Source organism: Pseudomonas sp. ICMP 10191 (genome assembly GCF_001467335.1).
Taxonomy (GTDB): domain Bacteria; phylum Pseudomonadota; class Gammaproteobacteria; order Pseudomonadales; family Pseudomonadaceae; genus Aquipseudomonas; species Aquipseudomonas cerasi.
In genome coordinates, this window is sequence record NZ_LKGW01000111.1 from 44,787 (window position 1) to 71,624 (window position 26,838).

General features: G+C 60.1%; 24 protein-coding genes, 2 tRNA genes and 1 pseudogene. 13 read left to right on the forward strand and 14 right to left on the reverse strand.

The window, feature by feature from the left end; translation table 11 throughout:
• The first annotated feature begins 96 nt into the window (after nucleotides 1–96).
• The 3 genes from rnd to AO388_RS14380 all read left to right on the forward strand — a co-directional run bounded on the left by rnd (nucleotide 97) and on the right by AO388_RS14380 (nucleotide 2,523).
• Entirely contained in the window at nucleotides 97–1,230 is a 1,134-nt protein-coding gene (gene rnd, locus AO388_RS14370) for a ribonuclease D (protein WP_058416641.1), read from the forward strand.
• The gene (locus AO388_RS14375; RefSeq protein ID WP_003317401.1) at nucleotides 1,227–1,520 is read left to right on the forward strand and encodes a YcgL domain-containing protein; all 294 of its coding nucleotides are present in this window, start codon (nucleotides 1,227–1,229) and stop codon (nucleotides 1,518–1,520) included. The genes rnd and AO388_RS14375 overlap by 4 nt, the downstream gene beginning before the upstream one ends.
• Before the next feature lie 70 nt (nucleotides 1,521–1,590).
• Nucleotides 1,591–2,523 (forward strand): D-2-hydroxyacid dehydrogenase, encoded by a 933-nt coding sequence (locus AO388_RS14380; protein ID WP_003368280.1) that lies wholly within the window; start codon nucleotides 1,591–1,593, stop codon nucleotides 2,521–2,523.
• A gap of 66 nt (nucleotides 2,524–2,589) precedes the next feature.
• Here the strand turns inward: AO388_RS14380 and AO388_RS14385 are convergent, their stop codons facing one another.
• Nucleotides 2,590–3,183: a nitroreductase family protein gene (locus AO388_RS14385; protein WP_003317403.1), complete on the reverse strand. Its 594-nt coding sequence runs from the start codon at nucleotides 3,181–3,183 to the stop codon at nucleotides 2,590–2,592.
• A 210-nt stretch (nucleotides 3,184–3,393) separates the two neighbouring features.
• On the opposite strand from AO388_RS14385, the gene AO388_RS14390 reads away from it, so the two are divergent.
• Nucleotides 3,394–3,843 (forward strand): YcgN family cysteine cluster protein, encoded by a 450-nt coding sequence (locus tag AO388_RS14390; protein ID WP_058416642.1) that lies wholly within the window; start codon nucleotides 3,394–3,396, stop codon nucleotides 3,841–3,843.
• 4 nt (nucleotides 3,844–3,847) lie between these two features.
• Here AO388_RS14390 and AO388_RS14395 read toward each other — a convergent pair whose 3' ends face one another.
• From AO388_RS14395 to AO388_RS14425, 7 genes are all read right to left on the reverse strand, one after another.
• Nucleotides 3,848–4,228, reverse strand: a complete 381-nt coding sequence (locus AO388_RS14395) for a YgaP family membrane protein (RefSeq protein WP_003368282.1) — start codon at nucleotides 4,226–4,228, stop codon at nucleotides 3,848–3,850.
• Nucleotides 4,229–4,333: 105 nt separating this feature from the next.
• Nucleotides 4,334–4,834, reverse strand: coding sequence for an RNA methyltransferase (locus AO388_RS14400; protein WP_003317406.1), 501 nt, complete (start codon nucleotides 4,832–4,834; stop codon nucleotides 4,334–4,336).
• Between the two features lie 66 nt (nucleotides 4,835–4,900).
• Nucleotides 4,901–5,797 (reverse strand): copper resistance protein B, encoded by an 897-nt coding sequence (locus AO388_RS14405; protein ID WP_003368284.1) that lies wholly within the window; start codon nucleotides 5,795–5,797, stop codon nucleotides 4,901–4,903.
• A gap of 8 nt (nucleotides 5,798–5,805) precedes the next feature.
• Nucleotides 5,806–7,584 (reverse strand): copper resistance system multicopper oxidase, encoded by a 1,779-nt coding sequence (locus AO388_RS14410; protein WP_058416643.1) that lies wholly within the window; start codon nucleotides 7,582–7,584, stop codon nucleotides 5,806–5,808.
• Nucleotides 7,585–7,670: 86 nt separating this feature from the next.
• Nucleotides 7,671–8,045 carry a YajD family HNH nuclease gene (locus tag AO388_RS14415; RefSeq protein ID WP_003317410.1) on the reverse strand — a complete coding sequence of 125 codons (375 nt, stop codon included), beginning with the start codon at nucleotides 8,043–8,045 and terminating at the stop codon, nucleotides 7,671–7,673.
• 66 nt (nucleotides 8,046–8,111) lie between these two features.
• Entirely contained in the window at nucleotides 8,112–8,588 is a 477-nt protein-coding gene (locus tag AO388_RS14420; protein WP_003345583.1) for a cyclic nucleotide-binding domain-containing protein, read from the reverse strand.
• 76 nt (nucleotides 8,589–8,664) lie between these two features.
• Complete coding sequence (locus tag AO388_RS14425) at nucleotides 8,665–10,725, reverse strand: S9 family peptidase (RefSeq protein WP_058416644.1); 2,061 nt, start codon at nucleotides 10,723–10,725, stop codon at nucleotides 8,665–8,667.
• A 132-nt stretch (nucleotides 10,726–10,857) separates the two neighbouring features.
• Here AO388_RS14425 and AO388_RS14430 point away from each other — a divergent pair, with 132 nt between their 5' ends.
• The 3 genes from AO388_RS14430 to AO388_RS14440 all read left to right on the forward strand — a co-directional run bounded on the left by AO388_RS14430 (nucleotide 10,858) and on the right by AO388_RS14440 (nucleotide 12,782).
• Nucleotides 10,858–11,334 carry a hypothetical protein gene (locus AO388_RS14430; RefSeq protein ID WP_003368300.1) on the forward strand — a complete coding sequence of 159 codons (477 nt, stop codon included), beginning with the start codon at nucleotides 10,858–10,860 and terminating at the stop codon, nucleotides 11,332–11,334.
• Nucleotides 11,335–11,410: 76 nt separating this feature from the next.
• On the forward strand, nucleotides 11,411–12,211 hold the full coding sequence (locus AO388_RS14435; RefSeq protein ID WP_003368302.1) for a class II glutamine amidotransferase: 801 nt from the start codon (nucleotides 11,411–11,413) through the stop codon (nucleotides 12,209–12,211).
• Between the two features lie 46 nt (nucleotides 12,212–12,257).
• Nucleotides 12,258–12,782 carry a DUF2937 family protein gene (locus AO388_RS14440; RefSeq protein ID WP_003368303.1) on the forward strand — a complete coding sequence of 175 codons (525 nt, stop codon included), beginning with the start codon at nucleotides 12,258–12,260 and terminating at the stop codon, nucleotides 12,780–12,782.
• Nucleotides 12,783–12,839: 57 nt separating this feature from the next.
• Here the strand turns inward: AO388_RS14440 and AO388_RS14445 are convergent, their stop codons facing one another.
• Nucleotides 12,840–14,018: a vWA domain-containing protein gene (locus AO388_RS14445; RefSeq protein WP_003368305.1), complete on the reverse strand. Its 1,179-nt coding sequence runs from the start codon at nucleotides 14,016–14,018 to the stop codon at nucleotides 12,840–12,842.
• 39 nt (nucleotides 14,019–14,057) lie between these two features.
• On the reverse strand, nucleotides 14,058–14,903 hold the full coding sequence (locus tag AO388_RS14450; protein ID WP_003368308.1) for an AAA family ATPase: 846 nt from the start codon (nucleotides 14,901–14,903) through the stop codon (nucleotides 14,058–14,060).
• A gap of 172 nt (nucleotides 14,904–15,075) precedes the next feature.
• Here AO388_RS14450 and AO388_RS14455 point away from each other — a divergent pair.
• Nucleotides 15,076–15,297, forward strand: a pseudogene (locus tag AO388_RS14455) (DUF2442 domain-containing protein); the annotation flags it as partial.
• A gap of 64 nt (nucleotides 15,298–15,361) precedes the next feature.
• Here AO388_RS14455 and AO388_RS14460 read toward each other — a convergent pair.
• Nucleotides 15,362–16,429, reverse strand: coding sequence for a DUF748 domain-containing protein (locus AO388_RS14460; protein WP_054080788.1), 1,068 nt, complete (start codon nucleotides 16,427–16,429; stop codon nucleotides 15,362–15,364).
• Between the two features lie 126 nt (nucleotides 16,430–16,555).
• Here AO388_RS14460 and cysK point away from each other — a divergent pair, with 126 nt between their 5' ends.
• Nucleotides 16,556–17,530, forward strand: coding sequence for a cysteine synthase A (gene cysK / locus AO388_RS14465; protein ID WP_058416645.1), 975 nt, complete (start codon nucleotides 16,556–16,558; stop codon nucleotides 17,528–17,530).
• A 174-nt stretch (nucleotides 17,531–17,704) separates the two neighbouring features.
• Nucleotides 17,705–18,643, forward strand: a complete 939-nt coding sequence (locus AO388_RS14470) for an aspartyl/asparaginyl beta-hydroxylase domain-containing protein (RefSeq protein ID WP_044310477.1) — start codon at nucleotides 17,705–17,707, stop codon at nucleotides 18,641–18,643.
• A 70-nt stretch (nucleotides 18,644–18,713) separates the two neighbouring features.
• Here the strand turns inward: AO388_RS14470 and AO388_RS14475 are convergent, their stop codons facing one another.
• A complete protein-coding gene (locus tag AO388_RS14475) occupies nucleotides 18,714–22,190 on the reverse strand; it encodes a hybrid sensor histidine kinase/response regulator (RefSeq protein WP_003430908.1) in 3,477 nt (1,158 codons plus the stop codon).
• Between the two features lie 242 nt (nucleotides 22,191–22,432).
• On the opposite strand from AO388_RS14475, the gene AO388_RS14480 reads away from it, so the two are divergent.
• Complete coding sequence (locus AO388_RS14480; RefSeq protein WP_003430909.1) at nucleotides 22,433–24,307, forward strand: MFS transporter; 1,875 nt, start codon at nucleotides 22,433–22,435, stop codon at nucleotides 24,305–24,307.
• Nucleotides 24,308–24,521: 214 nt separating this feature from the next.
• On the opposite strand, the gene AO388_RS14485 is transcribed toward AO388_RS14480, so the two are convergent.
• On the reverse strand, nucleotides 24,522–25,472 hold the full coding sequence (locus AO388_RS14485) for a bile acid:sodium symporter family protein (RefSeq protein WP_003368323.1): 951 nt from the start codon (nucleotides 25,470–25,472) through the stop codon (nucleotides 24,522–24,524).
• 96 nt (nucleotides 25,473–25,568) lie between these two features.
• Nucleotides 25,569–26,489 carry a recombination-associated protein RdgC gene (gene rdgC / locus AO388_RS14490; RefSeq protein WP_003317427.1) on the reverse strand — a complete coding sequence of 307 codons (921 nt, stop codon included), beginning with the start codon at nucleotides 26,487–26,489 and terminating at the stop codon, nucleotides 25,569–25,571.
• 171 nt (nucleotides 26,490–26,660) lie between these two features.
• Between rdgC and AO388_RS14495 the strand changes: the two genes are divergently transcribed.
• Nucleotides 26,661–26,736 (forward strand) — tRNA-Val (locus tag AO388_RS14495).
• Between the two features lie 21 nt (nucleotides 26,737–26,757).
• Nucleotides 26,758–26,834, forward strand: a tRNA-Asp gene (locus tag AO388_RS14500).
• Nucleotides 26,835–26,838: the final 4 nt, after the last annotated feature.

The window sequence follows — 26,838 nt, forward strand, 5'->3', positions numbered from 1 at the left end:
TTCATTTGCATGAAGATGCGCCAGACCCGGACGACAGACGCGCGATAATCTCCCATGACGATATATACTGCGCGCCATTGTTGAAGGGAGAGCCGTGTGGCCATCGATATTCACTGGATTCGCGACGACGACAGCCTCGCCCGGCATTGCGCACAATGGCAGTCACTGCCTTTCGTGGCGCTCGACACCGAGTTCATGCGGGTCGACACTTTTTATCCGATCGCTGCGCTGCTGCAGATCGGCGACGGGCAGAGCGCCTGGCTGATTGATCCATTGCTGATCAACGACTGGCGGCCGCTGTCTGCGTTGCTCGAAAACCCCGACGTCATCAAAGTGGTGCATGCGTGCAGCGAAGACCTCGAGGTATTGCTGCGCCTGACCGGCAGCCTGCCGGTTCCGCTGTTCGATACCCAATTGGCAGCTGCCTACCTGAACCTCGGTTTTTCCATGGGCTACTCGCGTCTGGTGCAGGAGGTCCTCGACATCGACCTGCCCAAGGGCGAAACCCGCTCCGACTGGCTGCAGCGTCCGCTGTCGGAAACGCAGATCAGCTACGCGGCCGAAGATGCCGTGCACCTGGCCGAGCTGTTCACCATCCTGCGCCCGCGCTTGTCCGACGACAAATACGCCTGGCTGCTGGATGATGGCGCTGAACTGGTCGCCAACCTGCGCCGTGAGGTGGACCCATACGAGGTGTATCGCGACGCCAAGCTGGCCTGGAAGTTGTCCCGTGCCCAACTGGCGGTGCTGCGCGAGCTGTGTGCCTGGCGTGAGCGCGAGGCGCGTGCCCGCAACCTGCCGCGCAACCGTATCGTGCGCGAGCACTCGCTCTGGCCATTGGCCAAGACCCAGCCGGACAACCTCGGCGCGCTGGCGCGGATCGAAGACATGCACCCGCGTACGGTCCGCCATGACGGCGAGTTTCTGCTCGAGCTGATCAAGACCGCGAGCGTGCTGCCTCCAGAAGAGTGGCCACCTGCGTTGCCCGAGCCGCTGCCCATCGATGCCGCCGGGTCGATCAAGCGTCTGCGTGCAATCGGTCAGAAGTATGCCGAGCAACTGGACATGGCCCCGGAGCTGATGCTGCGCAAGAAGACCCTCGAAGCCCTGCTCAAGAGCGGCTACCCCGACGGTCCTTACCAATTACCCGACTCGCTGCGTGGCTGGCGTCGCGAGTTGATGGGTCAGGCGCTGCTGGACAGCCTGGCCACCCCCGGAGAACCGTCTTGAAGCGCATCTGCTCGATTTATCGCAGCCCGAAAAGAAACGAGATGTACCTTTACGTCCTGAAGAGCGACGTTCTCAAGCGTGTGCCTCCAGAGCTGATGGTGGCGTTCGGCAAGCCGGTTCATGCATTCGATCTGGTGCTGAGCCCCGAGCGGGCGCTGTCGCGTGAAGATATCAATGTGGTGCTTGAGAACCTTGACAGCCAGGGCTATCACTTGCAGATGCCGCCGGCTGAAGACGATTACATTGAGCACCTGCCCGAAGAGCTGCTGCGCCGCAACGATCCCATGTAATCGTTGCCCACGTTGTAAAGCAGCCCACATCGACGTGGGTTGCCTGTCCTGTTTTTAAGGTTTTTGAAACATGCGCGTTCTGATTGCCGAGCACGATTACCACGTTTACACCCAATTGTTGCGCAAGGCTGCGCCTGATCTGGAAGTTTTCAGCACTGGCGATTCTGCCGAGCTGTCGCGCATGGCCAGCGACTGCCCGGTCTGGCTGGGACAGCCGGACCTGATGGCCAACCTGTTGCGGCAGGGGCACAAGCCGCAGTGGCTGCAATCCACCTGGGCGGGCATCACACCGCTGTTGGCTGACAGCCTGTCGCGGGAATATCGCCTGACCCGTGCAGTCGGGATTTTCGGTCAGGTCATGGCCGAATTCGTTTTGACCTACATGCTTGGCCATGAGCGCGAGGTGCTGGCGCGCCTGATGAGCCAGGTCGAACGCAAGTGGGACAACCGGACCGGGCAGAGCCTGTCGGGCCGCAAGGCATTGATCGTCGGTGCCGGTGATATCGGTCAGCGGGTTGCCGAGTTCCTCTTGCCGTTCGGTGTGCAGGTGTACGGTGTGGCTTCCAGTGCGCGCGCACAGGAACCGTTCATCGAAGTGACGGCGTTGTCAGACATGACGCGTCTGCTCGGCGAGATGGATTACGTCATCAACCTGCTGCCCAACACGCCCGAGACGCACGACCTGTACGATGCCAAGCTGTTCGCCAGCTTCAAGCCCACGGCGCTGTTCATCAACGTCGGGCGCGGCGTGGCGGTTGTCGATGCGGATCTGGTCGAGGCGTTGAAGGAAGGGCATCTGGCTGGCGCGGTGATTGACGTCTGCCGTCAGGAGCCTTTGCCGCAGCGGCATCCGTTCTGGACTGCCTACGGTCTGCTGTTGACCGGTCACAGCTCGGCGCCTACCTCGCCCGTGGCCATGACCGAGCTTTTCGTCCATAACCTGCAAGCTTTCCAGGCAGGAGAAGCGCTGCGCGGCGAGGTCGATTTTTCGCGAGGTTACTGACGCCCTTGCCAACGAGCCGACGTTTCAGGCGCCGGCTCGCAGGCATCGATTACTGCAACCAGTCAGTTACAGCGAAAAATCACCTTCGGCGGCCAGTTCTGCCAGCGGCTTGCGCGGGCTTGGCACTTCGCGGCCTTGCAGGTAGTCCGGCAGGGTCGACTTGTCACCCAGCTTGCCGATCGCGATGGCCGCGTGCACAGCGTAGCCCTCGGGAATATTCAGTTCCTTGCGGGTCAGATCCTGATCGAAACCGGCCATGCCGTGGGTGTGCCAGCCGCTCAGGCTGGCCTGCAGTGCCAGGTAACCCCATGCCGAACCCGTGTCGAAGGTGTGCCATAGCGCCGGGCTCTCTTCGCTTGCGCCGGGGGCGACGAAGGTGGTCTTGGAAATGACGATCACCAAGGCCGCCGCGTGTTGCGCCCAGCTGCGGTTGAACTCGTTCAGCAGGCCCAGATAACGCTCCCAGTTTGGCGTATCGCGACGTGCATAGAGAAAGCGCCAGGGCTGCGAGTTATACGCCGAGGGTGCCCAGCGTGCGGCTTCGAAAAAGCTCAGCAGGGTTTCCTGGTCGATGCTCTCGCCACTGAAGGCACGTGGCGACCAGCGCTCGGTGAATTGCGGGTCGATAGGGTGATCGGCGATGCGAGGGTTCGTGCTCATGAAAGTCCTTGATAGCGAAGGTTGAAAACGAGCGTGGCTTGATGGGCCGTGGTCGGCAGGCATCGCTTGAACGCACTGAAAACCCGTTAACGCTACTGTTTTGCCCCGTCGCTGACAAGTCCCGGCTACCGGCAGTCGCAAGTGCTTGGCCCGCACCCCGTGTACCTCTAGACTGGCGGCCTTTTCATTATCGATACCGTTGTCCGAACCATGGCCGCTAAAGTTGAACCCTTTTGGATTCGCAAGACCCTTGACCAGCTCGATACCCAGGAGTGGGAGTCGTTGTGCGACGGCTGTGGCCTGTGCTGCCTGCAGAAGCTTGAGGACGAGGAAGACAACGCGGTTTATTACACGCGAATTGCCTGCAAGCTGCTGGATCTGAAAACCTGCCAGTGCTCCGACTACGCAAACCGTCGTGCCTCGGTGCCCGATTGCATTCAGCTAACGCCTGGTCAGGCAGATGAGTTCAAGTGGCTGCCGCCGACCTGCGGCTATCGTCTGGTCAGCGAGGGCAAGGATTTGCCGCTCTGGCACCATCTGGTGTGTGGTGATCGCACGGCCGTGCATCACGAACGCATCTCCCAGTCAGGCCGCATGCTCAACGAGAACAATGTGGCCGAAGACGACTGGGAGGATTACCTGATTTTTCGCGCAGGTTGAACGCTTAAATGACCGGCTTTGGCTCGGTCAACGCTTCCACGCCTTTGACAGCCGCCGTCTTCACGGCATTTTCAGCGTCGTCCTTGAGGGTGTTCAGTTCTGCACCGGCACGTTCGATGGTCGAGCGTGCGCTTTGCAGATCGCTGCGGCCTTTTTCCATCAGGCTTTTCGCCGAGCAGTGACCACTGATGCCGCGAGCCAGTGCCGCGCCGCCGATGGCCAGTTGAATCAGGCCCAGAAAGCCGCCACGACGGACGCCTTTACCCATCAGCAGTACGCCGCCAGCCAGTGAGCCGATGCGCTCCCAGCCCTGTACATTCTGCTCGGGGTTGCGTTGAAGCAGTTCAGGTGTGTCGATGCGTTCGATGATCGGGGTGTCGCGCATGATGGCTCTCCATGAGGTAGTAGGTCGGAGTTGGCAAATTGGAAGCAGTTGCTCGATTCAGAGAAACTGACTGCCCGCGCGCGACACAGGTTCAATGCTTTTCCGTCAGCGGTCACTGGCCGGATCAATTTTCTCGCGACCGAACTGCGGGCCCGAACGGGTATTGATACCTTTGGCCATGCGGTCGTAGAGGACGACGTTGACGGTCGCCGCCAGATTCATGCAGCCCTCGGTCGGGATATAGACCACGTCTTCACACCAGTCGCGAATCTCCTGATCCAGCGAGCCATCTTCCGGGCCGAAGATATACAGCGCGCGATCAGGGTGCGTGTATTCGGGCAGTGCGCGGGCGCCGTCGACCAGTTCGACGGCCACCGGGATGCAACCCAGCGGCAGAATGCTTTTGAGGTCTTCGATGCCGATCAGCGGGATGTCCTGATGGATTTTCTTGGTGTCGGTGATGAAGTCCCGCGCGCGCTCATAGCGTTTACCGGTATAGAACACCGACGCCACGCCGTAACAGCCGGCCGCACGCATCACGGAGCCGACGTTTTCCGGGGACTTGGGGTTGTAAAGACCGATGCAGGCGTACCGTTTGTTGGCCACGGGGAGGGTGCTCTGAAGAAAACCGGGGATTATACGGCAGCCTCAGAGCAATGCCATTGACTGTGTTCAGAACCACATGCGCACGCCGACCACCAGTCGCGCGTCCTGGGTGTCCTCGTCGTCCTCGCGCGCGTAATCGGCGGTCTTGCCGTAGGAGCGGTCCCAGCTCACGCCGACATAAGGTGCGAATTGCGGGGTGATTTCGTAGCGCAGCCTGAGGCCGAACTCGCTGGTCGACAGGCCCGAACCATTGCCGCGTTGCGGGTCGTTCTTGCCGTAGAAGTTCAGCTCCGCGGTGGGCTGCAGCACCAGATTGTTGGTCAGTTGGAGGTCGTAGTCGGCCTCCAGGCGAGCGGCGGTCTGCCCGGCTTCACCGATGAACGCGGTGGCCTCGATATCCAGATCCGAAATGGCTTGGCCCTGCAGGCCGAAGGCGGCCCAGGTTTGCGGCGCGCCCGGTTTGAAATCCTGACGTGCACCGGCGACCACGTCCCACCATGGGCTGATCGAGTGGCCCCACAACGCCTGGATTTCCGCTTCTTCGGTCTTGCCGTTGGTTCGCTCGCCTTCGGAGCGCAACAGCAGGCGGTCGATATCACCGCCGATCCAGCCGGACAGGTCCCAGGCCAGCGCGCTGCCGTCATTGGCGTCCTGCCATTCCAGCTTGTCGGCCAGAAAGTAACTGTTAATGGCGCTGTCATGGACCTGATGGCCGGCGTGGCTGGTGTACACCGCAGCCCGGTCCGCATCGGTGATCGGCGGGATCGGGGTTCGGCTCTGGGCGGGCGCAGACTGCGTCGAGGACGCGTCCTCGCTGTCGCTGGCATCCATATGCATCGCATGGCTGCCGTGGTCCATGCCTTCCATCCCCGCGGCCATGCTCAAGGTCCACGGTGCAGCGGTCAGCCCGGCAGCCAGCAACAGCATCGGCAGGCGGGGCGAATTCAGCGTTCTGCTCAACATCAAGGTCCTCATTCTTCCACTCGCACTTCGCGGAACATGCCCATTTCCATGTGGTACAGCATGTGACAGTGATAAGCCCAACGGCCCAGCGCATCGGCGGTCACCCGATAGCTGCGGCGTGATCCCGGTGGCATGTCGATGGTGTGTTTACGCACCATGAACCGGCCGTTTTCGTCTTCGAGGTCGCTCCACATGCCATGCAGATGGATGGGGTGGGTCATCATCGTGTCGTTGACCAGCACGACACGCACCCGCTCACCGTATTTGAGCATCAGCGGTTTGGCGTCCGAGAACTTCACACCGTCGAACGACCAGGCGTATTTTTCCATATGCCCGGTCAGGTGCAGCTCGATCGTGCGGCTTGGCTCACGACCGTCCGGGTCTTCGAAGGTGCTGTGCAGATCAGCGTAGGTCAGGACTCTACGGCCATTGCCCCTCAGGCCGATGCCCGGATCGTCGAGCTTGGGCGAGGTGCTCATGGCTTGCATGTCGACCAGCGGGTTATTGTTTTCGCTCGCGGGGTGCGATTGCGGGTTCGGCGTTTTCGGGGCCGGCATCTGCGTGTGGTCCATTGCGGGCATCGCGTCGTGCCCCATCTTGCTGTGGTCCATGCCTGACATGTCGTGCGTTGTCGGGGCTGCGGCGTGGTTCATGCTGCCATGATCCATGCCCGCCATGCCCATATCATCCATGCTCAACAGCGGGCGTGGATCGAGGGGCGGAACGACAGCCTGCAGGCCGGGCCTGCTGGCCAGGGTGCCGCGGGCATAACCGGTGCGGTCCATCGACTGGGCGAACAGGGTATAGGCACCTTCCGCCGGTTCGACAATCACGTCGAAAGTCTCCGCCACTGCGATGCGCAACTCATCGACAGTCACCGGCTTGACGTGCTGGCCGTCGCTGGCCACCACGGTCATCTTCAGGCCCGGAATACGCACGTCGAAGTACGTCATTGCCGAGCCGTTGATCAGCCGCAGTCGGATCCGCTCGCCAGGCTTGAACAGCCCGGTCCAGTTCATGTTCGGCGCCTGACCGTTCATCAGGTAGGTGTAGGTTGCGCCGCTGACATCCGCGAGATCGGTCGGGTCCATTCTCATCTTCGCCCACATCCAGCGATCCCTGGTGGTCTCGCTCCAGCCCTTTTCACCCACATCGTTGATGAAGTCGCCGACGGTGCGCTGGTTATTGTTGTAGTAATCGGACTGTTTCTTGAGCGTTTTCATCAGCTGGACCGGCTTTTCGTCGGTCCAGTCGCTGAGCATGATCACGTGTTCGCGATCATATTCGAACGGCTCCGGCTCTTTCGCGTCGATCACCAGTGGCCCGTAGACCCCCGACTGTTCCTGGAAGCCGGAGTGGCTGTGATACCAGTAGGTGCCGTTCTGCCTGACCTTGAAGCGGTAGACATACAGGCCATCCGGCGCGATGCCGTCAAAGCTCAACCCTGGCACGCCGTCCATGTTGGCCGGCAGGATGATGCCGTGCCAATGGATGGATGTGGCTTCGTCGAGCCGGTTCTTGACCCTCAGGGTCACGGTGTCGCCTTCGCGCCAGCGCAGCAGCGGGCCAGGAATGCCGCCGTTGATGGTCTGCGCGGTCCTGGCGCTGCCGGTGATGTTGACTTGGGTTTCGCCGATATACAGATCGAACTCAGTGCCGGACAACCCGTTGGGCTGACCCGGATTGGGCACCGCCCACGCCGGACTGCGCCATAGCCCGAGGCCGCCGAGCAGGCCACTGGCGGCCAGCCCTTTCACAAAGGTTCGTCTTGAGGTTCGGGTGGGCATGGCGAAATATCCGGTCGGTCGGGTGGCCGCAGGCCAGGAGAAGTGCAGGTAGGGCGGGGGAGCGCGGGGCGTTGAAGGTACCGAGGTCACTCGTCCTTTTTCATCAGTCCGGCCAGTGCAGCGAACGGGTTGTGGGTCGCCTTGGCGGTTTTCGGACTGCCCAGGGAGCCATCGGCGAAGTACTGCTGATCGGTGTAGCGCGAGTGCTCGTTGTCGTGGCAATACAGGCACAGTAGCTCCCAGTTGGAGCCGTCCTGCGGGTTGTTGTCATGGTTGTGGTCGCGGTGGTGTACGGTCAGTTCGCTGAGGCGTTTACCTGCGAACTCGCGCGCGCAGCGGCCGCAAACGTGCGGGTACATGCGCAGCGCCTTGTCGCGGTAGCCCATCTCGCGGTCGCGCTGGGCGTCGGCCAGGATGCGGTCCAGCTTGGCAGTATGGGAAGGAGGATTGGCCGTGCTCATGGTGTCACCTGTGCGTGTGCGCATTGAAAGCGGAATGTCGGCAAGTTTAGCGCCAGATGGGCAAACTCACACCTGCTGGGAGAGTAATTGACCATCGACCATGCGCAGGCGCTTGGACAACGAGATGGCCAGGGCGCGAATGATCTTGGCGGCGATTTTCGGCGCGTCCTCGAGCATCTTGTCCAGCGAATCACGGCCCAGGTTCAATAGCTGGCAACTGGTGGCTGCGATACAACTGGCCGAGCGGCGCTCGCCATCCAGCACCGCCATTTCTCCGAAGGCGCGTCCGCGCCGCAGAACGGCGATTTCCACCTGTTGACCGTCTGCAGCAAGCTTCTGCACAGACACGGTGCCCTGATGGATGATGCACATGAAGGTTCCGGCATCGCCCTCGGCGAAGATGGTCTCGCCTTTATCGATATCGGTAATGCTGAAATAGCCGGCTACGGTAAAGAAATCGCCCGGCAGCAGCGTGTCGAACAGGCCGCAATCCAGCAGCATGTCGCGTATGGCGTTGTTCAGGTTGGACAGTGGTTCTGACATGTGAGGTCTGGTAATCCTGACAAAGGGGCAACTCCGCTGCCCCCGATCCTAGTAAGACAGGTGTTTCACACCAAGTTCATTCAGCGATCTGCAATACCTTGAAGATAAACGCGTATTCCAGCGCCACGTCACGCAAGCCCTGATAGCGACCGCTCATGCCTCCGTGTCCGGCACCCAGTTCGGTCTTGAGCAGCAGCGGATTGTCGTCGGTCTTGGTGGCGCGCAACTTCGCGACCCATTTGGCGGCTTCCCAATACTGCACGCGGCTGTCGTTATAACCGGCGATGACCAGCATGGCCGGGTAGGCCTGGGCCGTGACGTTTTCGTAGGGCGCGTAAGCCTTGATACGCGCGTAGACCTCGGGCTCCTGCGGGTTGCCCCATTCGTCGTATTCGGTGACGGTCAGCGGCAGGTCCGGGTCGAGCATGGTGTTCAGCACATCGACGAACGGCACTTCGGCAATCGCTGCCTTGAACAGCTCTGGCCGCTGGTTGAGCACCGCACCGATCAGCAGGCCACCGGCGCTGCCACCGCTGATCACCAGTTGTTCAGCGCTGGTCAGCCCCTGGGCAACAAGGTGTTCGGCGCAGGCAATGAAATCGCCGAAGGTGTTCTGTTTGTGCTCCTGCTTGCCGTTGCGATACCAGGCCTCGCCCAGCTCGCCGCCGCCGCGCACATGAGCAATGGCGAACGCCACGCCACGGTCGAGCAGGCTCAGACGGGCGTGGGAAAACCACGGGTCGAGGCTCTCGCCATAGGCGCCGTAGCCGTACAGATACAGCGGGGTGGCCTGTCCGGCCAGTTCGCGCTTGACCACCAGGCTGATCGGCACCTGGGTGCCATCGCTGGCCGTGGCCCACAAACGCTGGCTGACGTAGGCATCGGCGTCGAAGGTGCCCAGTACCGGGGTTTCCTTGAGCACTGCCTGCTCGCCGCTGGCCAGGGTCAATTGGCGGACCTGGGCCGGACGGTTCAGCGACTGGTAGCGCAAGCGAATCTTGTCGCTGTCGAATTCCAGCGTGTCCTGCACGTACAGGCTGTAAGCGGCGTCAGGCAGCTGCACGCGATAAGTCGGCAGCGCCTGCGGACGCACTTCGATGATCGGCAGGCCGCCCTCGCGCAGGCTCAGACTGATGCCTTTGGCGTTGAGGCTGACGCCTTCGAGCATGACCTGGTCGTCGTGCGCGACCAGTGTCTGCCAGTCCTCGCGCCCCGGTACATCACTGGCTTGTTGCGCAGCGTGATACAGCGCGAAGTTGATGCCGCTCTGATTGCTGCGGATGAACCAGGTCCAGACGCCATTGAGCAGCCCGTGGTCCGGATAGTATTCGTGGCCTTCGCTGCGTGGCGCGAGGCAGGTGAAGGCCTGTTGCGGATGATCGGCGTCCAGCACCCAGGCTTCGCTGGTGGTTTTGCTGTTGAGCAGAATGATCAGTTGGCGCTCTGAGCTGCTGCGGAAGCAATGCAGGAAGAATCTGCCGTCCGGCTCGTCGAACACCAGCTCGGCTGATGACGTGCCCAGGGTATGGCGATGCAGCTTGCCCGGACGATGGGTTTCGTCCAGCTCGCCGAAAAACAGGGTCTGACTGTCGTTGGCCCAAGTCATGCTGCCGTCGCAGTTTTCGAAAGGCAGGCTGCTGATCTGACCGGTGCTCAGCTCTTTGACGTACAGCTCGTATATCTCGTCGCCACTGGTGTCCAGGCTGTAGGCCAGACGCTGGTGATCCGGGCTGATGCTGAACGCGCCCAGTGAGAAAAAGCCGCCATCGGCCATCTCGTTGGGGTCGAGCAACAGCTCCTCAGCGTTTTCATCCACCGTGTTGCTGTCGTCGGCCGGGCGCGGGCAGCGGTAGTGCCGGGCGTATTCGTCGCCTTGTGTGGTGCGGGTGTAATAAAGGTACGGCCCCCAGGGGGAGGGCAGCGACAGGTCGGTTTCGAGGATACGGCCCTTGATCTCTTCAAACAGGCTATCGCGCAGTCCGGCCTGCTCTGCCAGTTGCTGCTCCTGCCAGGCGTTTTCGGCCTTGAGGTAGTCGAGCACTTCGTCAGTGTCGCGGTTCTGCAGCCAGGCGTAGGGGTCGGAACCGTCGGCCTTGCGAGCGATCGGGGCGCTGGAGGTTGCATTCGAGAAGGACATGCTGGGCTCTCTGTTAAGGCATCAATCAGGAAAATATCGGTACACGCTGAACCGAATACTGCAGCGAGGCAAGCCGCGTCAGGCAAAAGCCGTTATCATAAGCGCCTCTTTACCTGGCTTACCACGGACGTCATGACCGAAAACGACTATCTGATCGCCTGGAGCGTCTACGCCTTCGCCGCGTTGGGTTGCCTGCTGGTATGGTTTCTGATGACCCGCTGGATGTGGCGGTATCTCAAGGAGCCGTTGCTGGTGGCGGTCGCGGTGCTGCTGTTTACGCCGACCATGGTCGACCCTGCCAAGGACGCGATGGCGCCAGCCGTCGCGATCACCGCGCTCGACCTGATGTTCAAGGTCGGCAGCAATGTCTGGACCGCCGTGTCGGACCTTGCCATGTACGGCATGTTCGCCTTCGCCGCGTACCTGCTGTTCGTGCTGATCCGCTGGCCGATCGAGCGCAGCCGCAAGGCTCGCCAACCCAAGGCTGCGGCCCAGCCTGTGGACACCGACCCTGCTGACGAACCGTTTGCCGAAGACGATCACTACGCTCGCAGAAACGCTGCGCCCCTTCCGCCGACCAGGGCTGCACGGGTCGAGCCGCGGCTGTAGATCCCGCTTCGTTGGCAAGCGCCGTTAGCAGCGGCGCGTGACCTGCTGCAAAACGTCTTGAAGCGAGAACCTGAGCATGTGTGAACTACTGGGCATGAGCGCCAATGTCCCGACCGACATAGTCTTCAGCTTTACCGGGCTGATGCAGCGGGGCGGCCGCACCGGTCCGCATCGCGATGGCTGGGGCATTGCCTTCTACGAGGGCCGCGGCCTGCGCCTGTTTCAGGACCCGGCAGCCAGCAGCGAATCGGAAGTCGCACAACTGGTGCAGCGCTATCCCATCAAAAGCGAAGTCGTGATTGGCCATATTCGTCAGGCCAACGTCGGCAAGGTCTGCCTGTCCAATACCCATCCTTTCGTGCGTGAACTCTGGGGCCGTAACTGGTGCTTTGCCCATAATGGTCAGTTGGCGGATTTCACCCCGGGCGTTACCTTTTATCGGCCGGTGGGCGATACCGACAGCGAAGCGGCATTCTGCGACCTGCTCAATCGCGTCCGCGAAGCCTTTCCCGAACCGGTCGAAGTCGAGGAATTGCTGCCTTCTCTGATCCAGGCATGTGCCGAATATCGCAGCAAAGGCGTGTTCAACTGTCTGTTGAGCGACGGTGACTGGCTGTTTTGCTTTTGCAGTACCAAACTGGTTCAGATCACCCGCCGTGCCCCATTCGGTCCGGCGAGGTTGAAAGATGTCGATGTGATTGTCGATTTTCAGGCTGAAACGACGCCGCACGACGTGGTCACGGTCATCGCGACCGAACCCTTGACCGAGAACGAAAACTGGAACCGCTATGAGCCGGGCCAGTGGAGCCTGTGGCGCAAGGGCGAGTGCGTGGCGCAGGGCTCGGTCGACACCGTCACTGAAACGACCAGGCCCTGAGACACCGGCCCATCGGCTTACTGGATAAAAAAGAAGAGGGATATTGATGCTGCGAAGTTATCTGCGATTGGTCCTGTTCACCATGGGCCTGCTGTTCGGGGTACAGATTCCCGGTTTCATCAGTGACTACAGCAAGCGTGTCGAAGCGCATCTGATCGAGGCGCAGCAATCCGTCAAGGGCTATACCGCCACTGCGCAGCAGTTCTTCAAGGGCGATATTCAGGCGCTGATCCAGCATTATCGCAGCAGTGAGGACCCGGTTTTTCGCAGCGATGCGGACACTATCGACACCCTGATGAACCGCACCCACATCCTTGAGCGTCAGTGGCTCGGGCTTCAGGGGCCTTGGTATTCCAAAGCCTTGTTCGTGGCCACTTCTTCCGATCCGGATATCCGTCGCGAAACCTTCAACGGTTATACGTGGCAGGTTCTGCTGGCCCCCGAGGTCATTGCCTGGGGCATTATCAGTGCATTGCTGCTGGCGCTGGTGATCGAAAGCTTCGTGCTGTTGCTCGGCTGGGTGATCCACGGCGGACGACGCAAGCCGCAGTTCGAACGCCACAGGAGTTGACTGCAGGCCGTTGTGACAAGCAGAGCGGGCGTCGCTATGGTCGCGCGCCCGCCGCCTTCACTTCGCCAGGTAGCGCATGCCTTCTTCCAGACCGCTAAGGGTCAGCGGATACATCTGACCCTCGATCAAATCACGCACAACATGCGTCGAGGTGGTGTAGTCCCAGGCATCTTTCGGATAGGGATTGATCCAGATGATCTTCTTGAATTTGGCCATGAAGCGCTGCATCCACACATAGCCTGGCTCTTCATTCCAGTGTTCGACGCTGCCGCCGGGCTGGGTGATTTCATAGGGCGCCATCGAGGCGTCGCCGATGAAAATCACTTTGTAGTCCTCGCCATACTTGTGCAGCAGGTCCTGGGTGGCGGTCCGCTCCGAGTTTCTGCGCTGGTTGTTCTTCCACACCGATTCGTAAATGAAGTTATGGAAGTAGAAATACTCCATGTGCTTGAACTCGGTCTTGCATGCGGAGAACAGCTCTTCACAGACCTTGATGTGTGAATCCATCGAGCCGCCGATGTCGAACAGCAGCAATAACTTGATGGTGTTGCGCCGCTCCGGACGCATCTGAATGTTCAGCAGGCCCGCATCGCGTGCGGTGTGATCGATGGTGCTGTCGATGTCCAGTTCATCCGCAGCGCCCTGACGAGCGAACTTGCGCAGGCGACGCAGGGCCACCTTGATATTGCGCGTCCCCAGCTCAACCTGATCGTCCAGGTTTTTATATTCGCGCTGGTCCCAGACTTTGACGGCCTTGCCTTTGCGCTCGCCTGCATCGCCGACGCGGATGCCTTCCGGGTTGTAGCCGCCCGAACCGAACGGGCTGGTGCCACCGGTGCCGATCCATTTGTTGCCACCGGCATGGCGTTCCTTCTGTTCTTCCAGGCGTTTCTTGAACTCCTCGATCAGTTTGTCGAGGCCGCCCAGCGACTGGATCTGCGCGCGTTCCTCGTCCGTCAGCGAACGCTCGAACTCTTTGCGCAGCCAGTCTTCCGGGATCAGCGCCTGCAAATGCTCGTCGAGGTTTTCCAAGCCGTTGAAATACGCACCGAAGGCCCGGTCGAACTTGTCGAAATGGCGCTCGTCCTTGACCAGAATCGTGCGCGCCAGGAAGTAGAACTCATCGATGTCGGCGAACACGACCCGCTGTTTAAGCGCATTGATCAGGTCCAGCAGTTCACGCAGAGACACCGGCACCTTGGCCGCGCGCATTTCGTTGAACAGGTTGAGCAGCATGGCTGTCGCCCTTTTACATGGCAGGTTGGATAGACACGATCAGCGATTGCCGCGACGGCTCATGAACGCCAGACGTTCCAACAGATGCACGTCCTGCTCGTTCTTGACCAGCGCGCCGGCCAATGGCGGAATCGCCTTGGTCGGGTCGCGTTCGCGCAGCACGGCTTCACCGATGTTGTCGGCCATCAGCAGCTTCAGCCAGTCGACCAGCTCGGAGGTGGAGGGCTTCTTCTTCAGCCCCGGCACCTTGCGCACGTCAAAGAATACGTCCAGCGCTTCGCTCACCAGGTCTTTCTTGATGTCCGGGTAATGCACATCGACGATGCGTTGCAGCGTGGCCCGATCCGGGAAGGCGATGTAGTGGAAGAAGCAGCGACGCAGAAAGGCATCCGGCAGCTCCTTCTCGTTGTTGGAGGTAATGATGATGATCGGTCGATGCCTGGCTTTGATGGTTTCATTCGTCTCGTAAACGTAGAACTCCATCTTGTCGAGCTCCTGCAACAGGTCGTTGGGGAATTCGATATCGGCCTTGTCGATCTCGTCGATCAGCAAAATCGCCCGTTCGTCAGACTCGAAGGCCTCCCAGAGCTTGCCCTTCTTCAGGTAATTGCGTACGTCGTGGACCTTGTCGACGCCCAGTTGCGAATCGCGCAGACGGCTCACCGCATCGTACTCGTACAGGCCTTGATGGGCCTTGGTCGTGGACTTGATATGCCAGGTAATCAGTTTCGCGCCGAAGGACTCGGCCAGTTGTTCGGCGAGCATGGTCTTGCCGGTGCCGGGCTCGCCCTTGACCAACAATGGACGCTCCAGCGTGATGGCCGCGTTGACCGCCAGCTTGAGATCGTCAGTGGCAACGTAGGCCGGCGTACCTTCGAACTTCATTGATCCATCCTTTTCGCGTGGGTGCGCGTAACCGGTCGGCACGCGCGCCGTAATAGGGCAAGCAATGCCCTGACTATAACGTGGCGGCCCGATGGCTGTGAACGAAGACGCCTCATTCAGTTCTTGAATGGGGCGTCACGCAGTGACCGGGTCGAAATTGTAACGCTGCTTTAAGGATGTTCAAGTATTGGCCGGCCACCGGCTGGCGTTGACGTTGATAGATGATCAGCAACACACCTTCGACATGAGCTCCGATGTGCAGACCTTCCCCGACCTGCGTCCACTGATAGCCGATGACGCGTTCGCCCAGGCACAGTTGGGCGACCATGGCTGGAGCGTCGAATGGCCTGAACTAGACATCCAGACAGGCGCGGATACTTTGTTTTCCGACAGTTAAGTCAACGCTGCCCCTGATGAAAACGTACGATTTTTCATCGTTGGCGCGCTTGAAAAAACCGCTAAGACCCCTTGCTGCTCTCATAACGCGCATTGAATGCCTGCACGAAAGCATTGCGCAGGATCTGCAGAAACGCCTGGAAGCCGCTGATGTCCTGCTGATGAACGCTGCCGCTGAGGTCGACGCGTGTGGCGAACTGGTTTTCCCGCTGGTTTTTCAACACGGTTTCGCTGGTTCCGACCAGCGCTTCCCAGATCGAGCGGAAAACACCCTTGTCCTTGTTTTCGACATCCTGCTGCCAGTTGAACACGTCCACGTTGCGCAGCAGCGGCTTTATGTAGCCCTTGAGCTGGCCTTTGTCGGCCTGCGCTTCAATCACCACATCGCCATCGCCGGCGTTGAAATCGAACTTGCCGTAGGCCGACGAGAAATCGTTGAGTTTCTTGAGCTGGATGCCGGTGGCGCGCAGTTTGAAGTCGAAGTCTTCAAAGTTGCTGAACGGATCGAATCTGGCTGAGCTCTCCAGATCGGCATGGCCCAGCAGACGTGCCTTGCCCTTGAACTCGGCATCGCGATTGCCTTCCACATCGACCACGTTGGTCAGGTTATAGATGCTGGCATTGACCTGATCCGCCTCGATTTTTACTTTGGGCGTGGAGTTGAAGTTATTGAAGGTGATGCGCCCGTTATCGATGCGCAATTCGTTGAGGGTGATGGGCAGCAGCTTGTCCATCTGGGTACGCCAGTCGGTCCCCTGACCGGTCTGCGAGTCCTGCTTGCTGCCGCCGTCCACGAAGTTGATCTGCGGGCCGGTGAAGAGTGCTTTCGCGACCACTGCATGGTCATACCAGAGTGAATGCCAGCTGACAGCCAGTTCGATCATCGGTGCGTCGAAAAAGGGCACCGGGACCTTGCCGTCGGTCTTGACGATCTTCAGCCCCTTGATCCGGTACGCCCCTCGCCACAGTGCCAGGTCCACATCGGTGATCTCGCCCCGGTAGTCACCCATGTCGGCCAGTTTGTCGTTCAGATAGTCACGCACCAGATACGGCAGGGCGATATTGACAGCGATCAGCAGGACTACCAGAGCGGCCAGGGTCCATAGCGGCCAGCTGTAGCGACGTTTCATGACATGAGTCTCCTGTTTCAATGAAGGATTGACTGCTCGCGCCGTCATCCGTTCGGTCAGACTGGACGCCCCACAGTTGGCGGCATAGGCTTTGGGTCTTTAACCGATGTGCACAAGGACACCCTCATGAGCCGTATCTACGCTGATAACGCCCATTCCATCGGTAATACGCCGTTGGTGCAGATCAACCGTATCGCGCCGCGCGGTATCACCATTCTGGCCAAGATCGAAGGGCGTAATCCGGGTTATTCCGTTAAATGCCGTATCGGCGCCAATATGATCTGGGACGCCGAAAGCAGCGGCAGGCTCAAGCCGGGCATGACCATCGTCGAACCGACCTCGGGCAACACCGGCATAGGTCTGGCCTTCGTTGCCGCTGCCCGTGGCTACAAACTGATGCTCACCATGCCCGCTTCCATGAGCATAGAACGTCGCAAGGTACTCAAGGCACTGGGCGCAGAACTGGTGCTGACCGAAGCGGCCAAGGGGATGAAAGGTGCGATTGCCAAGGCCGAAGAACTGCTGGCAGACAACCCCGAGAAATATTTCATGCCGGCGCAATTCGAGAACCCGGCCAACCCGGCCATCCATGAAAAAACCACCGGCCCGGAAATCTGGGCAGACACCGACGGTGCCATCGACGTCTTGGTAGCAGGCGTAGGGACTGGCGGGACTATCACCGGTATCTCCCGGTATATCAAGCACACCGAAGGCAAACCGATCCTGTCGGTCGCAGTCGAGCCGGACGGTTCGCCGATCATCACCCAGGCGATGGCCGGTGAAACGATCACCCCCAGCCCGCACAAGATTCAGGGCATCGGCGCCGGCTTCATCCCGAAAAACCTCGACCTGTCGATTGTCGACCGGGTAGAGCGTGTCACCGATGAAGAGTCCAAGGCCATGGCCCGGCGTCTGATGCAGGAGGAGGGCATTCTCTGTGGTATTTCCTGCGGCGCGGCGATGGCGGCCGCCGTTCGTCTGGCTGAAAAACCGGAGATGCAGGGCAAGACGATCGTGGTGGTCCTGCCGGACTCCGGCGAACGTTACCTGTCGAGCATGCTGTTCAGCGATCTGTTTACCGATCAGGAGCTTTCCCAGTAACACATCTTCGCAAGTGCGTACTTCATGCGGGCAACGCAAGGGTTTATGATGGCCAGCTACGACTTGCCGGACGATGAGCGTTGTTCGACCGGCGCTCCAGTCATTATTCAGAATCATGCATCAGCACTGCCCGCGTGACGTTTGGCGTTATCTGCCCGCTTCAAGGAGAGCTTCATGACCCTTTCATTTGTTGCCAAGGCATCGATCCTGATGCTGTTTCTGGGCAGCACGCTGTACGTTCATTTGCGCGGTCGGGCCCGACTGCCTCTGTTGCGGCAGTTCGTCAACCATTCGGCATTGTTCGCACCGTACAACGCACTGATGTACCTGTTTTCCCGCGTCCCGTCCGAGCCCTATCTGGACCGCAGCAAATTCCCTGAGCTGGACATCCTCAAGGACAACTGGGAAACCATTCGCGACGAAGCCATGCACCTGTTCGACGAAGGCTATATTCGTGCAGCGGAGAAAAACAACGACGCCGGTTTTGGCTCGTTCTTCAAGAAGGGCTGGAAGCGCTTTTACCTGAAGTGGTACGACAAGGCCCTGCCGTCTGCCGAGGCGCTGTGCCCGAAAACCGTTGAACTGGTCAACAGCATTCCCAACGTCAAGGGCGCGATGTTCGCGCTGCTGCCGGGTGGCAGTCACCTCAATCCGCACCGCGATCCGTTCGCCGGCTCGCTGCGTTATCACCTGGGCCTGTCGACACCCAACTCCGATGACTGCCGGATCTTCGTCGATGGCAAGGAATACGCCTGGCGTGACGGTCAGGACGTCATGTTCGATGAGACCTACGTTCACTGGGTCAAGAACGAGACCGACCAGACCCGTGTAATTCTGTTCTGTGATGTCGAGCGTCCGTTGACCAACCGCTTCATGACCCGTATGAACCGCAGCGTCAGCGCGTTTCTGGGCCGCGCCACCGCTCCGCAGAACCTTGACGACGAGCGCGTCGGCGGAATCAATCAGGCGTATGCATTCAGCAAGCGTTTCAGCGATGGTTTCAGTGGCAAGGTCAAGCAGTTCAAGCGCGCCAACCCCAAGGCTTACCGCGTACTGCGCCCTGTTCTGGCAGTCGTGGTACTGACGCTGCTGGGCTACTGGTTGTTCGGTTAAGCGACAGTCTTTCCGGTTATTCCCCCTCTGATCCGGTTGTTCGCAGCCTCTGCGAACAACCGGCATTCCGTTACCCGTCCAGACTCACATGCCGGCTCAACAGCGCGCGCAGCGCTGCAGGCTTGACCGGCTTGGGCAGGTAATCGAGCCCCGCCGCGTGCACCTGAGCGATCAACTCCGCACGCCCATCGGCACTGATAAGCACGCCCGGTACCGGTTGACCCAGTCGGGTGCGCAGCCAGGCCATGAGTTCAGTACCGGTTTCGCCCTCATCCAGGTGGTAATCCACCAGAGCAATCTGCGGCCGGATGCCATTGTTCAACAGCGCTTCGCATTCCTGGCGATTGCGCGCGGTCCAGACCTGACAGCCCCAGCGTGACAGCAGACTGTGCATACCGATCAGGATGCTGTCCTCGTTGTCGACACACAGCACCTGTGTGCCGTTCAGCGCGGGGCGGCTGACATCGGGCAGTGTTGCGGGGACTGCCGCCTGAGGCGCGGCCAGCGGCACCCGCACGCTGAACACGCTGCCTTTGCCGGTCCATGAGCGCACTTGCAAAGGATGCTCGAGAATGCGGCACAAACCATCGGCAATCGCCAGCCCCAGACCCAGCCCCTTGGCCGCGTGAGTCTTGTGGCTGTCGAGGCGTTTGAATTCTTCGAAGATTACCTTGCGTTTGTCTTCGGGAATGCCCGGCCCCCGGTCCCAGACTTCCAGGCTCAGGCTGTCACCGTAGCGCCTGACACCCAGCAGAATAGGGCCTTTGGCATAGCGGAAAGCGTTGGTCAAAAAGTTCTGCAGCACTCGGCGCAACAGTTTGATATCACTGTCGACGCGCAGTGAACTGCCCCTTACACGAAAGCTCAGACCCTGTTCCTGGGCCAGCGCCTTGAATTCGGCACCCAGGGTGTCAAACAGCGCGCTGAGCGGAAACGGCTGACGATCCGGGGTGATCTTGCCGTTTTCGATTCGGGAAATATCCAGCAGGTCGCTGATCAGGTCTTCGGCAGAGCGCAACGAGCTGTCCAGGTGCCGAACCAATTGCTGGGCTTCGCTGGAAATCCCCTCCTGCTGATGTGACAGCGCAGCGGAGAACAGCCGTGCAGCGTTCAACGGCTGCATCAGGTCATGACTCACCGCGGCCAGGAAGCGGGTTTTCGATTCGTTGGCGGCTTCAGCGGTGCCCTTGGCGTCGGTCAGCGCCTGGTTGAGCTGGGACAATTCGTGGGTACGTGCGGCTACCCGCTGCTCAAGGCTTTCATTGACGCCTTTGAGGGCGTGTTCGGCGGCGCGGAACTCGGTGATGTCGGTGAAACTCATGACGAATCCGCCGCCCGGCATCGGGTTGCCAATCAGTTCGATCACCTGGCCATTGGGAAACAACCGCTCCGAGGTATGAGCGCGGCCCTGGCGCATCCAGTGCAGACGCCGCGCAACGTGAACCTCTGCCTCGCCCGGCCCGCAGAGTCCGCGCTCAGCGTTGTAACGGATGATGTCGGCAATCGGCCGGCCAACGCCGATCAGGCCTTCGGGGTAGTTGAACAGCTCAAGGTAACGACGATTCCAGGCCACCAGCCGCAAGGACTGGTCCACCACGCTGATGCCCTGGGTAATGTTTTCGATGGCACCCTGCAGCAGCGCGCGGTTGAACTGCAGAACTTCGGAGGCTTCGTCGGCGATGCGTACAACGTCTTCCAACTGCATGTCGCGACCTTCGATAGCGGCCTTGACCACGGCGCGGGTCGAAGAGGTGCCGAGCACGCCGGCCAGCAGCCGCTCGGTATGCGCGATCCATTCACCATCGGCATTCAGGCCGGGGTTGAAACCCTTGCCCTGCCTGTGGGCGAAGCGGATGAAACTCTGTCGCGCGCGGTCCTCACCAACGAAGCGTGCCGACAGGCTCAGCAGGTCCTCGATCTGCACCGCGAGCAGGGGGCGGCTGAAGTCGCGTCCCTGGGTTTCCTGGCCGATGAAACGACCCGCCTGCCAGTGCTCGGCTACTCGCGTGCGCGACAACATCGACACCCAGGCGAACAACGTACAGTTGCCGGCCATCGACAGCACCACGCCCTGGGTCATCGGCGAGATAGGCAGGTCGAACGGGTTGCTGTGCAGCCAGGAAAGCAGCGGGAAAGTGCTCAGCGACCAGCCCATGCCATGCGCCGCTACCGGTAGCACAAGGGTGTAGAACCAGATGAAGATGCCCGCCGCCAGGCCTGCAAATACGCCACGCCGATTGGCCTGCTTCCAGTACAAGGCACCGAACATGGCGGGAGCCAGCTGGGTGATCGCGGCAAAGGCGATCTGGCCGATGGTTGCCAGACTGGCCGTCGACCCCAGCATCCGGTAGCTGACGTAGGCCAGCAGGAGAATCATCACGATGCTGATGCGTCTGACAGAAAGCATCCAGTGACGAAACGCCTCGAACGGCCGCTCGGTGTTTTTGCGTCTCAACAGCCACGGCAGCAGCATGTCGTTGGAAATCATCGTCGACAGCGCCACGCAGGCGACGATCACCATGCCGGTTGCTGCCGATGCTCCGCCGATGAAGGCCAGCAGCGCCAGCGACGGGTGAGCGTGCGCCAGCGGCAGGCTGATCACGAACGAGTCGGGCAGCATGGAGCCGGGGAGGAGCATTTGTCCGGCCAGCGCAATCGGCACCACGAACAGCGCAGCCAGCGCCAGATAGGCCGGGAACACCCATTTGGCGAGATTCAGGTCCTGAGGCTCGATGTTCTCGACCACCGTCACGTGGAACTGACGGGGCAGGCAGACAATCGCCATCATCGCCACGCCGGTCTGCACGAACATCGACGGCCAGTTGATCGTGTCTTTCCAGTATTCCTCGAGACGTGGCGCCAGTTTGGCCTGATTGAACAGGTCGTCGAATCCGTCGTACAGGCCGAACGTGACGAACACACCGACTGCCATGAAGGCGAACAGCTTGACCAGCGCCTCGAAAGCAATGGCCAGCACCATGCCGCGATGATGTTCGGTGACATCCAGATTGCGCGCACCGAAGACGATGGTGAACAGCGCGAGAATCAGCGACACCACCAGCGCGGTGTCCTGAGCACGAATACCGGTGGAGTCGGCCACGGCACCGATCAGGATATTCACCCCCAGCACGATGCCTTTGAGCTGCAGCGCGATGTACGGCAGCATGCCGATCAGGCAGATCAGCGCCACCATGACTGCGAGGGATTGGGATTTGCCATAGCGCGCCGCGATGAAGTCGGCGATCGAGGTGATGTTTTCCTGTTTGCTGATCAGCACCATTTTTTGCAGCACCCAGGGCGCCAGTACCATCAGCACGATGGGCCCCAGATAGATCGGCAGGAACGACCACAACTGCTCGGCGGCCTGACCCACTGCGCCGAAAAACGTCCAGCTGGTGCAGTAGACCGCCAGCGACAGGCTGTAGACCCAGGCGCGCATGGTCGGGCGCAGCGACGCGCTGTAGCGGTCGCCGTAAAAGGCGATAGCAAACATGATGGCCATATAGGACAAGGCAACGGCCGCAATCAGCCCGCTGGACAGCGACATATCAAATTCCACACCGTATCGATAACGCGCAGTCTCGCACGATGGCTGCGCTTCGTCTTTGTCGACCAAGGTCGAGCGTGGCGCAGTGTCGCAGCTGCCCCGACCAAGCCCGAAGTGATAAAAATAGCGACACAGGTTTTGTAAAAAGAAATGTCCTATCGACATTCGTCAGCGTTACGTCTTCAATGTGCCTCGGATTGGCCGCTGCGTCAGTTCACCCCAGCCTCTCAGGACCACGGACGATGAGCCAACAGTCACAATTCAGCCTGCTCGGGAAACGCCGTTTCCTGCCGTTTTTCATTACGCAGTCCCTTGGGGCGTTCAATGACAATATCTTCAAGCAGTCATTGATCCTTGCCATCCTTTACAAGTTGAGCATCGACGGGGATCGTTCGATCTACGTCAATCTGTGCGCTTTGCTGTTCATCCTGCCGTTCTTTCTGTTCTCGGCGCTGGCCGGGCAGTTCGGTGAGAAGTACCCCAAGGACCAGTTGATCCGGATCATCAAGTTCGGTGAGATCGTCATCATGGCGGTCGGTGCCGCAGGTTTTCTGTTCAATCATCTGGAGTTGATGCTCGCCGCGCTGTTCGCCATGGGCACGCATTCGGCGCTGTTCGGACCGGTCAAGTATTCGATCCTGCCCCAGCACCTGCGCGAGAGCGAACTGGTCGGCGGCAACGCGCTGGTCGAGATGGGTACCTTTCTGGCGATTCTGGCCGGCACCATCAGCGCGGGTGTGATGATGTCTTCTTCGCACTATGCCTGGGTGGTGGCGGCTGCCATCGTGCTGGTCGCCTGCCTGGGGTTCCTGGCCAGCTTCGGTATCCCGCGCGCCGATGCCGCCTCGCCGGAGATGAAGCTCAACTGGAACATCTTCACCCAGTCATGGGCGACCTTGCGCATGGGGCTGGGGCAAACGCCTGCGGTTTCGCGCTCGATTGTCGGCAACTCGTGGTTCTGGTTCGTGGGGGCGATCTACCTGACGCAGATCCCGGCCTATGCCAAGGAATGGATGTACGGCGACGAAACGGTCGTTACCCTGATTCTGACCGTGTTCTCCATCGGCATCGCGCTGGGCTCGCTGCTCTGCGAGCGCTTGTCCGGGCATAAGGTCGAGATCGGGCTGGTGCCGTTCGGCTCGATGGGCCTGACGATTTTCGGCCTGCTGCTGTGGTGGCATTCGGGCGGTTTCCCGCAGAACGTGCAGGCCAACGACTGGCTGGCGGTGCTGTCTTCCGGGCAGGGCTGGCTGGTGCTGTTCGACATTCTCGGTATCGGCATCTTCGGCGGCTTTTATATCGTGCCGCTGTACGCCTTGATCCAGTCGCGCACGCCGGTAAAAGAGCGCTCGCGCGTCATCGCCGCCAACAACATCCTCAACGCGCTGTTCATGGTGGTCTCGGCGATTGTCTCGATCCTGCTGCTGAGCGTTGCCAAACTGTCGATCCCGCAGCTGTTTCTGGCCGTGTCGGTGATGAACATCGCGGTCAATATCTACATCTTCAAGATCGTCCCCGAGTTCACCATGCGCTTCATGATCTGGCTGCTTGGCCATTCCATGTACCGCGTCGAACACCGCAATCTGGACCGTATCCCTGACGAAGGCGCGGCGCTGCTGGTCTGCAACCATGTGTCCTTTGTCGATGCATTGCTGATTGCCGGCGCAGTGAGGCGCCCGATCCGCTTTGTCATGTACTACAAGATCTACCAACTGCCCGTGCTTAACTTCATCTTTCGCACTGCAGGGACCATCCCCATTGCCGGGCGTAACGAAGACATGGACATCTACGAGAAATCGTTCAAACGCATCGCCCAGTACCTCGCAGAAGGCGAACTGGTGTGCATCTTCCCGGAAGGCAAACTGACCACCGACGGCGAAATCAACGGCTTCAAGAACGGCATGAGCCGCATCATTCAGGAAACCCCGGTACCGGTCATTCCACTGGCACTGCAAGGCCTGTGGGGCAGCTTCTTCAGCCGCGACCCGAGCAAGACCCTGTTTCGCCGCCTGTGGTCTCGCGTCGTGCTGGTTGCCGGCTCGCCCATTGCAGCAGACGTGGCAACCCCCGTGGACGTGCGCGAAGAAGTGAAAGCACTGAGAGGGAAAGTGCAGTAGCGTCGGCGCTCCGTACGACTGACGTGCCAACCACTTCGCGTTGGCACGATAGCCAAAGGTGACCTGAGCCGGAACCCACATCCACCTGATGTCACAGAACCGCCGTGTGACGCGGAGCGTCACGAACGGCGTTCCCACGCGGAGCGTGGGAACGATAGTCGAGCCTGAACCCCAATCCGCCTGATGTCACAGAACAGCTGTATGAAGCAAAGCGTCACTGCGGCCTGGACGTATTCTCTTCCTCCGGCATCTTCCTGAAATACGTCGACAGCAACGCCCCGGAAATATTGTGCCAGACACTGAACAGCGCACTTGGCACCGCCGCCAGCGGCGAGAAATGAGCACTCGCCAGCGCAGCGCCCAGCCCCGAGTTCTGCATGCCGACCTCCAACGCCAGCGACTTGCGTTGCGCCAATGGCAGCTTGAAAACCTTGCCAGTGAAATAACCCAACAGAAAACCGAACGTGTTGTGCAGAATCACCACCGCCATGATCAGGAGGCCGGATTCAGCGATTTTCGCCTGGCTGGCGGCGACTACGGCGCAGACGATCATCACAATACTGACCACCGAGACCAGCGGCAGCACGTCCACGGCATAGCTGACCCGCGCACCCAACAGGCGCTGTGCAACCACACCGAGCACAATCGGCAGCATGACCAGTTGCAGGATCGACCAGAACATATCGAGGAAAGACACCGGCAGCCACGCCGAAGCGAGGAACCAGATCAGGGTCGGGGTCAGCAGCGGGGCGAGCAGGGTAGTGACCGCAGCGATTGCCACCGCCAGCGCCAGATCACCCTTCGCCAGCCAGGCCATGACGTTGGATGAAGTGCCGCTCGGGCAGCAACCGACCAGAATCACGCCCACGGCGATCTCCGGCGGCAGTTGAAACACCTGGCACAGCAACCAGGCTACACCGGGCATGATTACAAAGTGCGCGATCACACCCAGCGCCACTCGCCACGGGTTACGCGCCACTTCGGAGAAGTCGTCAAGTTTCAGGGTCAGGCCCATGCCGAACATGACCAGCCCCAGCAGCGGCACGATCCAGCTTTTCAGGCCGATGAAAACCTGCGGAAACAGAAATGCCAGAATGGCGAACAACAAAACCCAGTAGGCAAACGTGTTGCCGACAAAACGACTCAAGGCTGCCAACGCACGCATGGCCTGCTCCTTCTTGTTGAATAACCGGGATGAAATGAATGCGCCGTCTGATGAGACGGCGCGGTGTTTCGAGCGGCAATGTTGCAAACGCGCGTATCAGATGCCTTGCGGAATCTCTTCGCCGCCCAGTGCCTCGAACAGCTCCGGCAGGAACTCGCCGAAGGTCAGCATCATCAGCGTGAAGCTGGCGTCCAGTTGCCCCAACGCTTCGTCACCACCGTCCTGTTCGGCCTGATCCTGCAGCAGGTCCTCGAACTTCAGACGCTTGACCACCAGTTTATCGTCCAGCACGAACGACAATTTGTCCTGCCAGGCCAGCGACAGCTGGGTCACGACCTTGCCTGTGCTCAGGTGCAGCTGGATTTCGTCGCCGGTCAGGTCCTGACGCTTGCAGCGCACGATACCGCCATCTTCATGGGTGTCGCGCAGCTCGCACTCGTCCAGCACGAAGAAGTTGTCGGCTGCTTTCTGGGTCTTGACCCAGTCGGTCATGGTCGCACTCGGTGAAACCTTGACCGTCAGCGGACGTACCGGCAGCGAGCCGATGACTTCGCGCAGAGTGGACAACAGGTCTTCGGCGCGTTTCGGGCTGGAGGCATTGACCAGGATCAGGCCCTGTTTCGGCGCGATGGCGGCGAAGGTGGCGGAGCGGCGGATAAAGGCGCGCGGCAGGAACGCCTGGATGATTTCATCCTTGAGCTGATCACGTTCCTTCTTGTAGACCTTGCGCATCTGCTCGGCTTCGATCTCGTCGACCTTTTCCTTGAGCGCGTCACGCACGACGCTGCCCGGCAGAATGCGTTCTTCCTTGCGTGCGGCGATCAGCATGAAGTCCTGACTGATGTGTACCAATGGAGCGTCTTCGCCCTTGCCGAAAGGAGCGACGAAACCATAGGTGGCTACCTCCTGGCTGGCGCAGGCGCGCGCTGGCTTGGTCGCCAGTGCTGTCTCCAGCGCTTCGGCATCAAAAGGCACGTCCTGGGTCAGGCGATAGACAAGCAGGTTTTTGAACCACATGAGGTGAATCTCTCTTTCTATACAAAGGCGGGCATTATTCGCTCCTCAGCCGCTGGGGCCAACCCTGTACAGAGCGTTTGTAAGCCTTTGGAAGGATTATAAAAATTATTTGAAAAAGTGCTTGCCAGAGTACAGGTCGCTCCGTAGAATGCGCGCCACACCGAGAGTGAAGGGTGATTAGCTCAGCTGGGAGAGCAGCTGCCTTACAAGCAGCGGGTCGGCGGTTCGATCCCGTCATCACCCACCAAACTCGCTTTTAGTGTTACGCGCAGCGGTAGTTCAGTCGGTTAGAATACCGGCCTGTCACGCCGGGGGTCGCGGGTTCGAGTCCCGTCCGCTGCGCCATATT

Coding starts and splice junctions, on each gene's coding strand:
- AO388_RS14460 (WP_054080788.1), bottom strand. CDS start 16,429: ATGAAACGTCGCTACAGCTGGCCGCTATGGACCCTGGCCGCTCTGGTA.
- AO388_RS14405 (WP_003368284.1), bottom strand. CDS start 5,797: ATGTTGAGCAGAACGCTGAATTCGCCCCGCCTGCCGATGCTGTTGCTG.
- AO388_RS14390 (WP_058416642.1), top strand. CDS start 3,394: ATGGCCGCTAAAGTTGAACCCTTTTGGATTCGCAAGACCCTTGACCAG.
- cysK (WP_058416645.1), top strand. CDS start 16,556: ATGAGCCGTATCTACGCTGATAACGCCCATTCCATCGGTAATACGCCG.
- AO388_RS14385 (WP_003317403.1), bottom strand. CDS start 3,183: ATGAGCACGAACCCTCGCATCGCCGATCACCCTATCGACCCGCAATTC.
- AO388_RS14395 (WP_003368282.1), bottom strand. CDS start 4,228: ATGCGCGACACCCCGATCATCGAACGCATCGACACACCTGAACTGCTT.
- AO388_RS14415 (WP_003317410.1), bottom strand. CDS start 8,045: ATGAGCACGGCCAATCCTCCTTCCCATACTGCCAAGCTGGACCGCATC.
- AO388_RS14445 (WP_003368305.1), bottom strand. CDS start 14,018: ATGCTGCTCAACCTGTTCAACGAAATGCGCGCGGCCAAGGTGCCGGTG.
- AO388_RS14425 (WP_058416644.1), bottom strand. CDS start 10,725: ATGTCCTTCTCGAATGCAACCTCCAGCGCCCCGATCGCTCGCAAGGCC.
- AO388_RS14420 (WP_003345583.1), bottom strand. CDS start 8,588: ATGTCAGAACCACTGTCCAACCTGAACAACGCCATACGCGACATGCTG.
- AO388_RS14410 (WP_058416643.1), bottom strand. CDS start 7,584: ATGCCCACCCGAACCTCAAGACGAACCTTTGTGAAAGGGCTGGCCGCC.
- AO388_RS14475 (WP_003430908.1), bottom strand. CDS start 22,190: ATGTCGCTGTCCAGCGGGCTGATTGCGGCCGTTGCCTTGTCCTATATG.
- AO388_RS14430 (WP_003368300.1), top strand. CDS start 10,858: ATGACCGAAAACGACTATCTGATCGCCTGGAGCGTCTACGCCTTCGCC.
- AO388_RS14380 (WP_003368280.1), top strand. CDS start 1,591: ATGCGCGTTCTGATTGCCGAGCACGATTACCACGTTTACACCCAATTG.
- AO388_RS14480 (WP_003430909.1), top strand. CDS start 22,433: ATGAGCCAACAGTCACAATTCAGCCTGCTCGGGAAACGCCGTTTCCTG.
- AO388_RS14450 (WP_003368308.1), bottom strand. CDS start 14,903: ATGAAGTTCGAAGGTACGCCGGCCTACGTTGCCACTGACGATCTCAAG.
- AO388_RS14470 (WP_044310477.1), top strand. CDS start 17,705: ATGACCCTTTCATTTGTTGCCAAGGCATCGATCCTGATGCTGTTTCTG.
- AO388_RS14435 (WP_003368302.1), top strand. CDS start 11,411: ATGTGTGAACTACTGGGCATGAGCGCCAATGTCCCGACCGACATAGTC.
- rdgC (WP_003317427.1), bottom strand. CDS start 26,489: ATGTGGTTCAAAAACCTGCTTGTCTATCGCCTGACCCAGGACGTGCCT.
- AO388_RS14440 (WP_003368303.1), top strand. CDS start 12,258: ATGCTGCGAAGTTATCTGCGATTGGTCCTGTTCACCATGGGCCTGCTG.
- AO388_RS14485 (WP_003368323.1), bottom strand. CDS start 25,472: ATGCGTGCGTTGGCAGCCTTGAGTCGTTTTGTCGGCAACACGTTTGCC.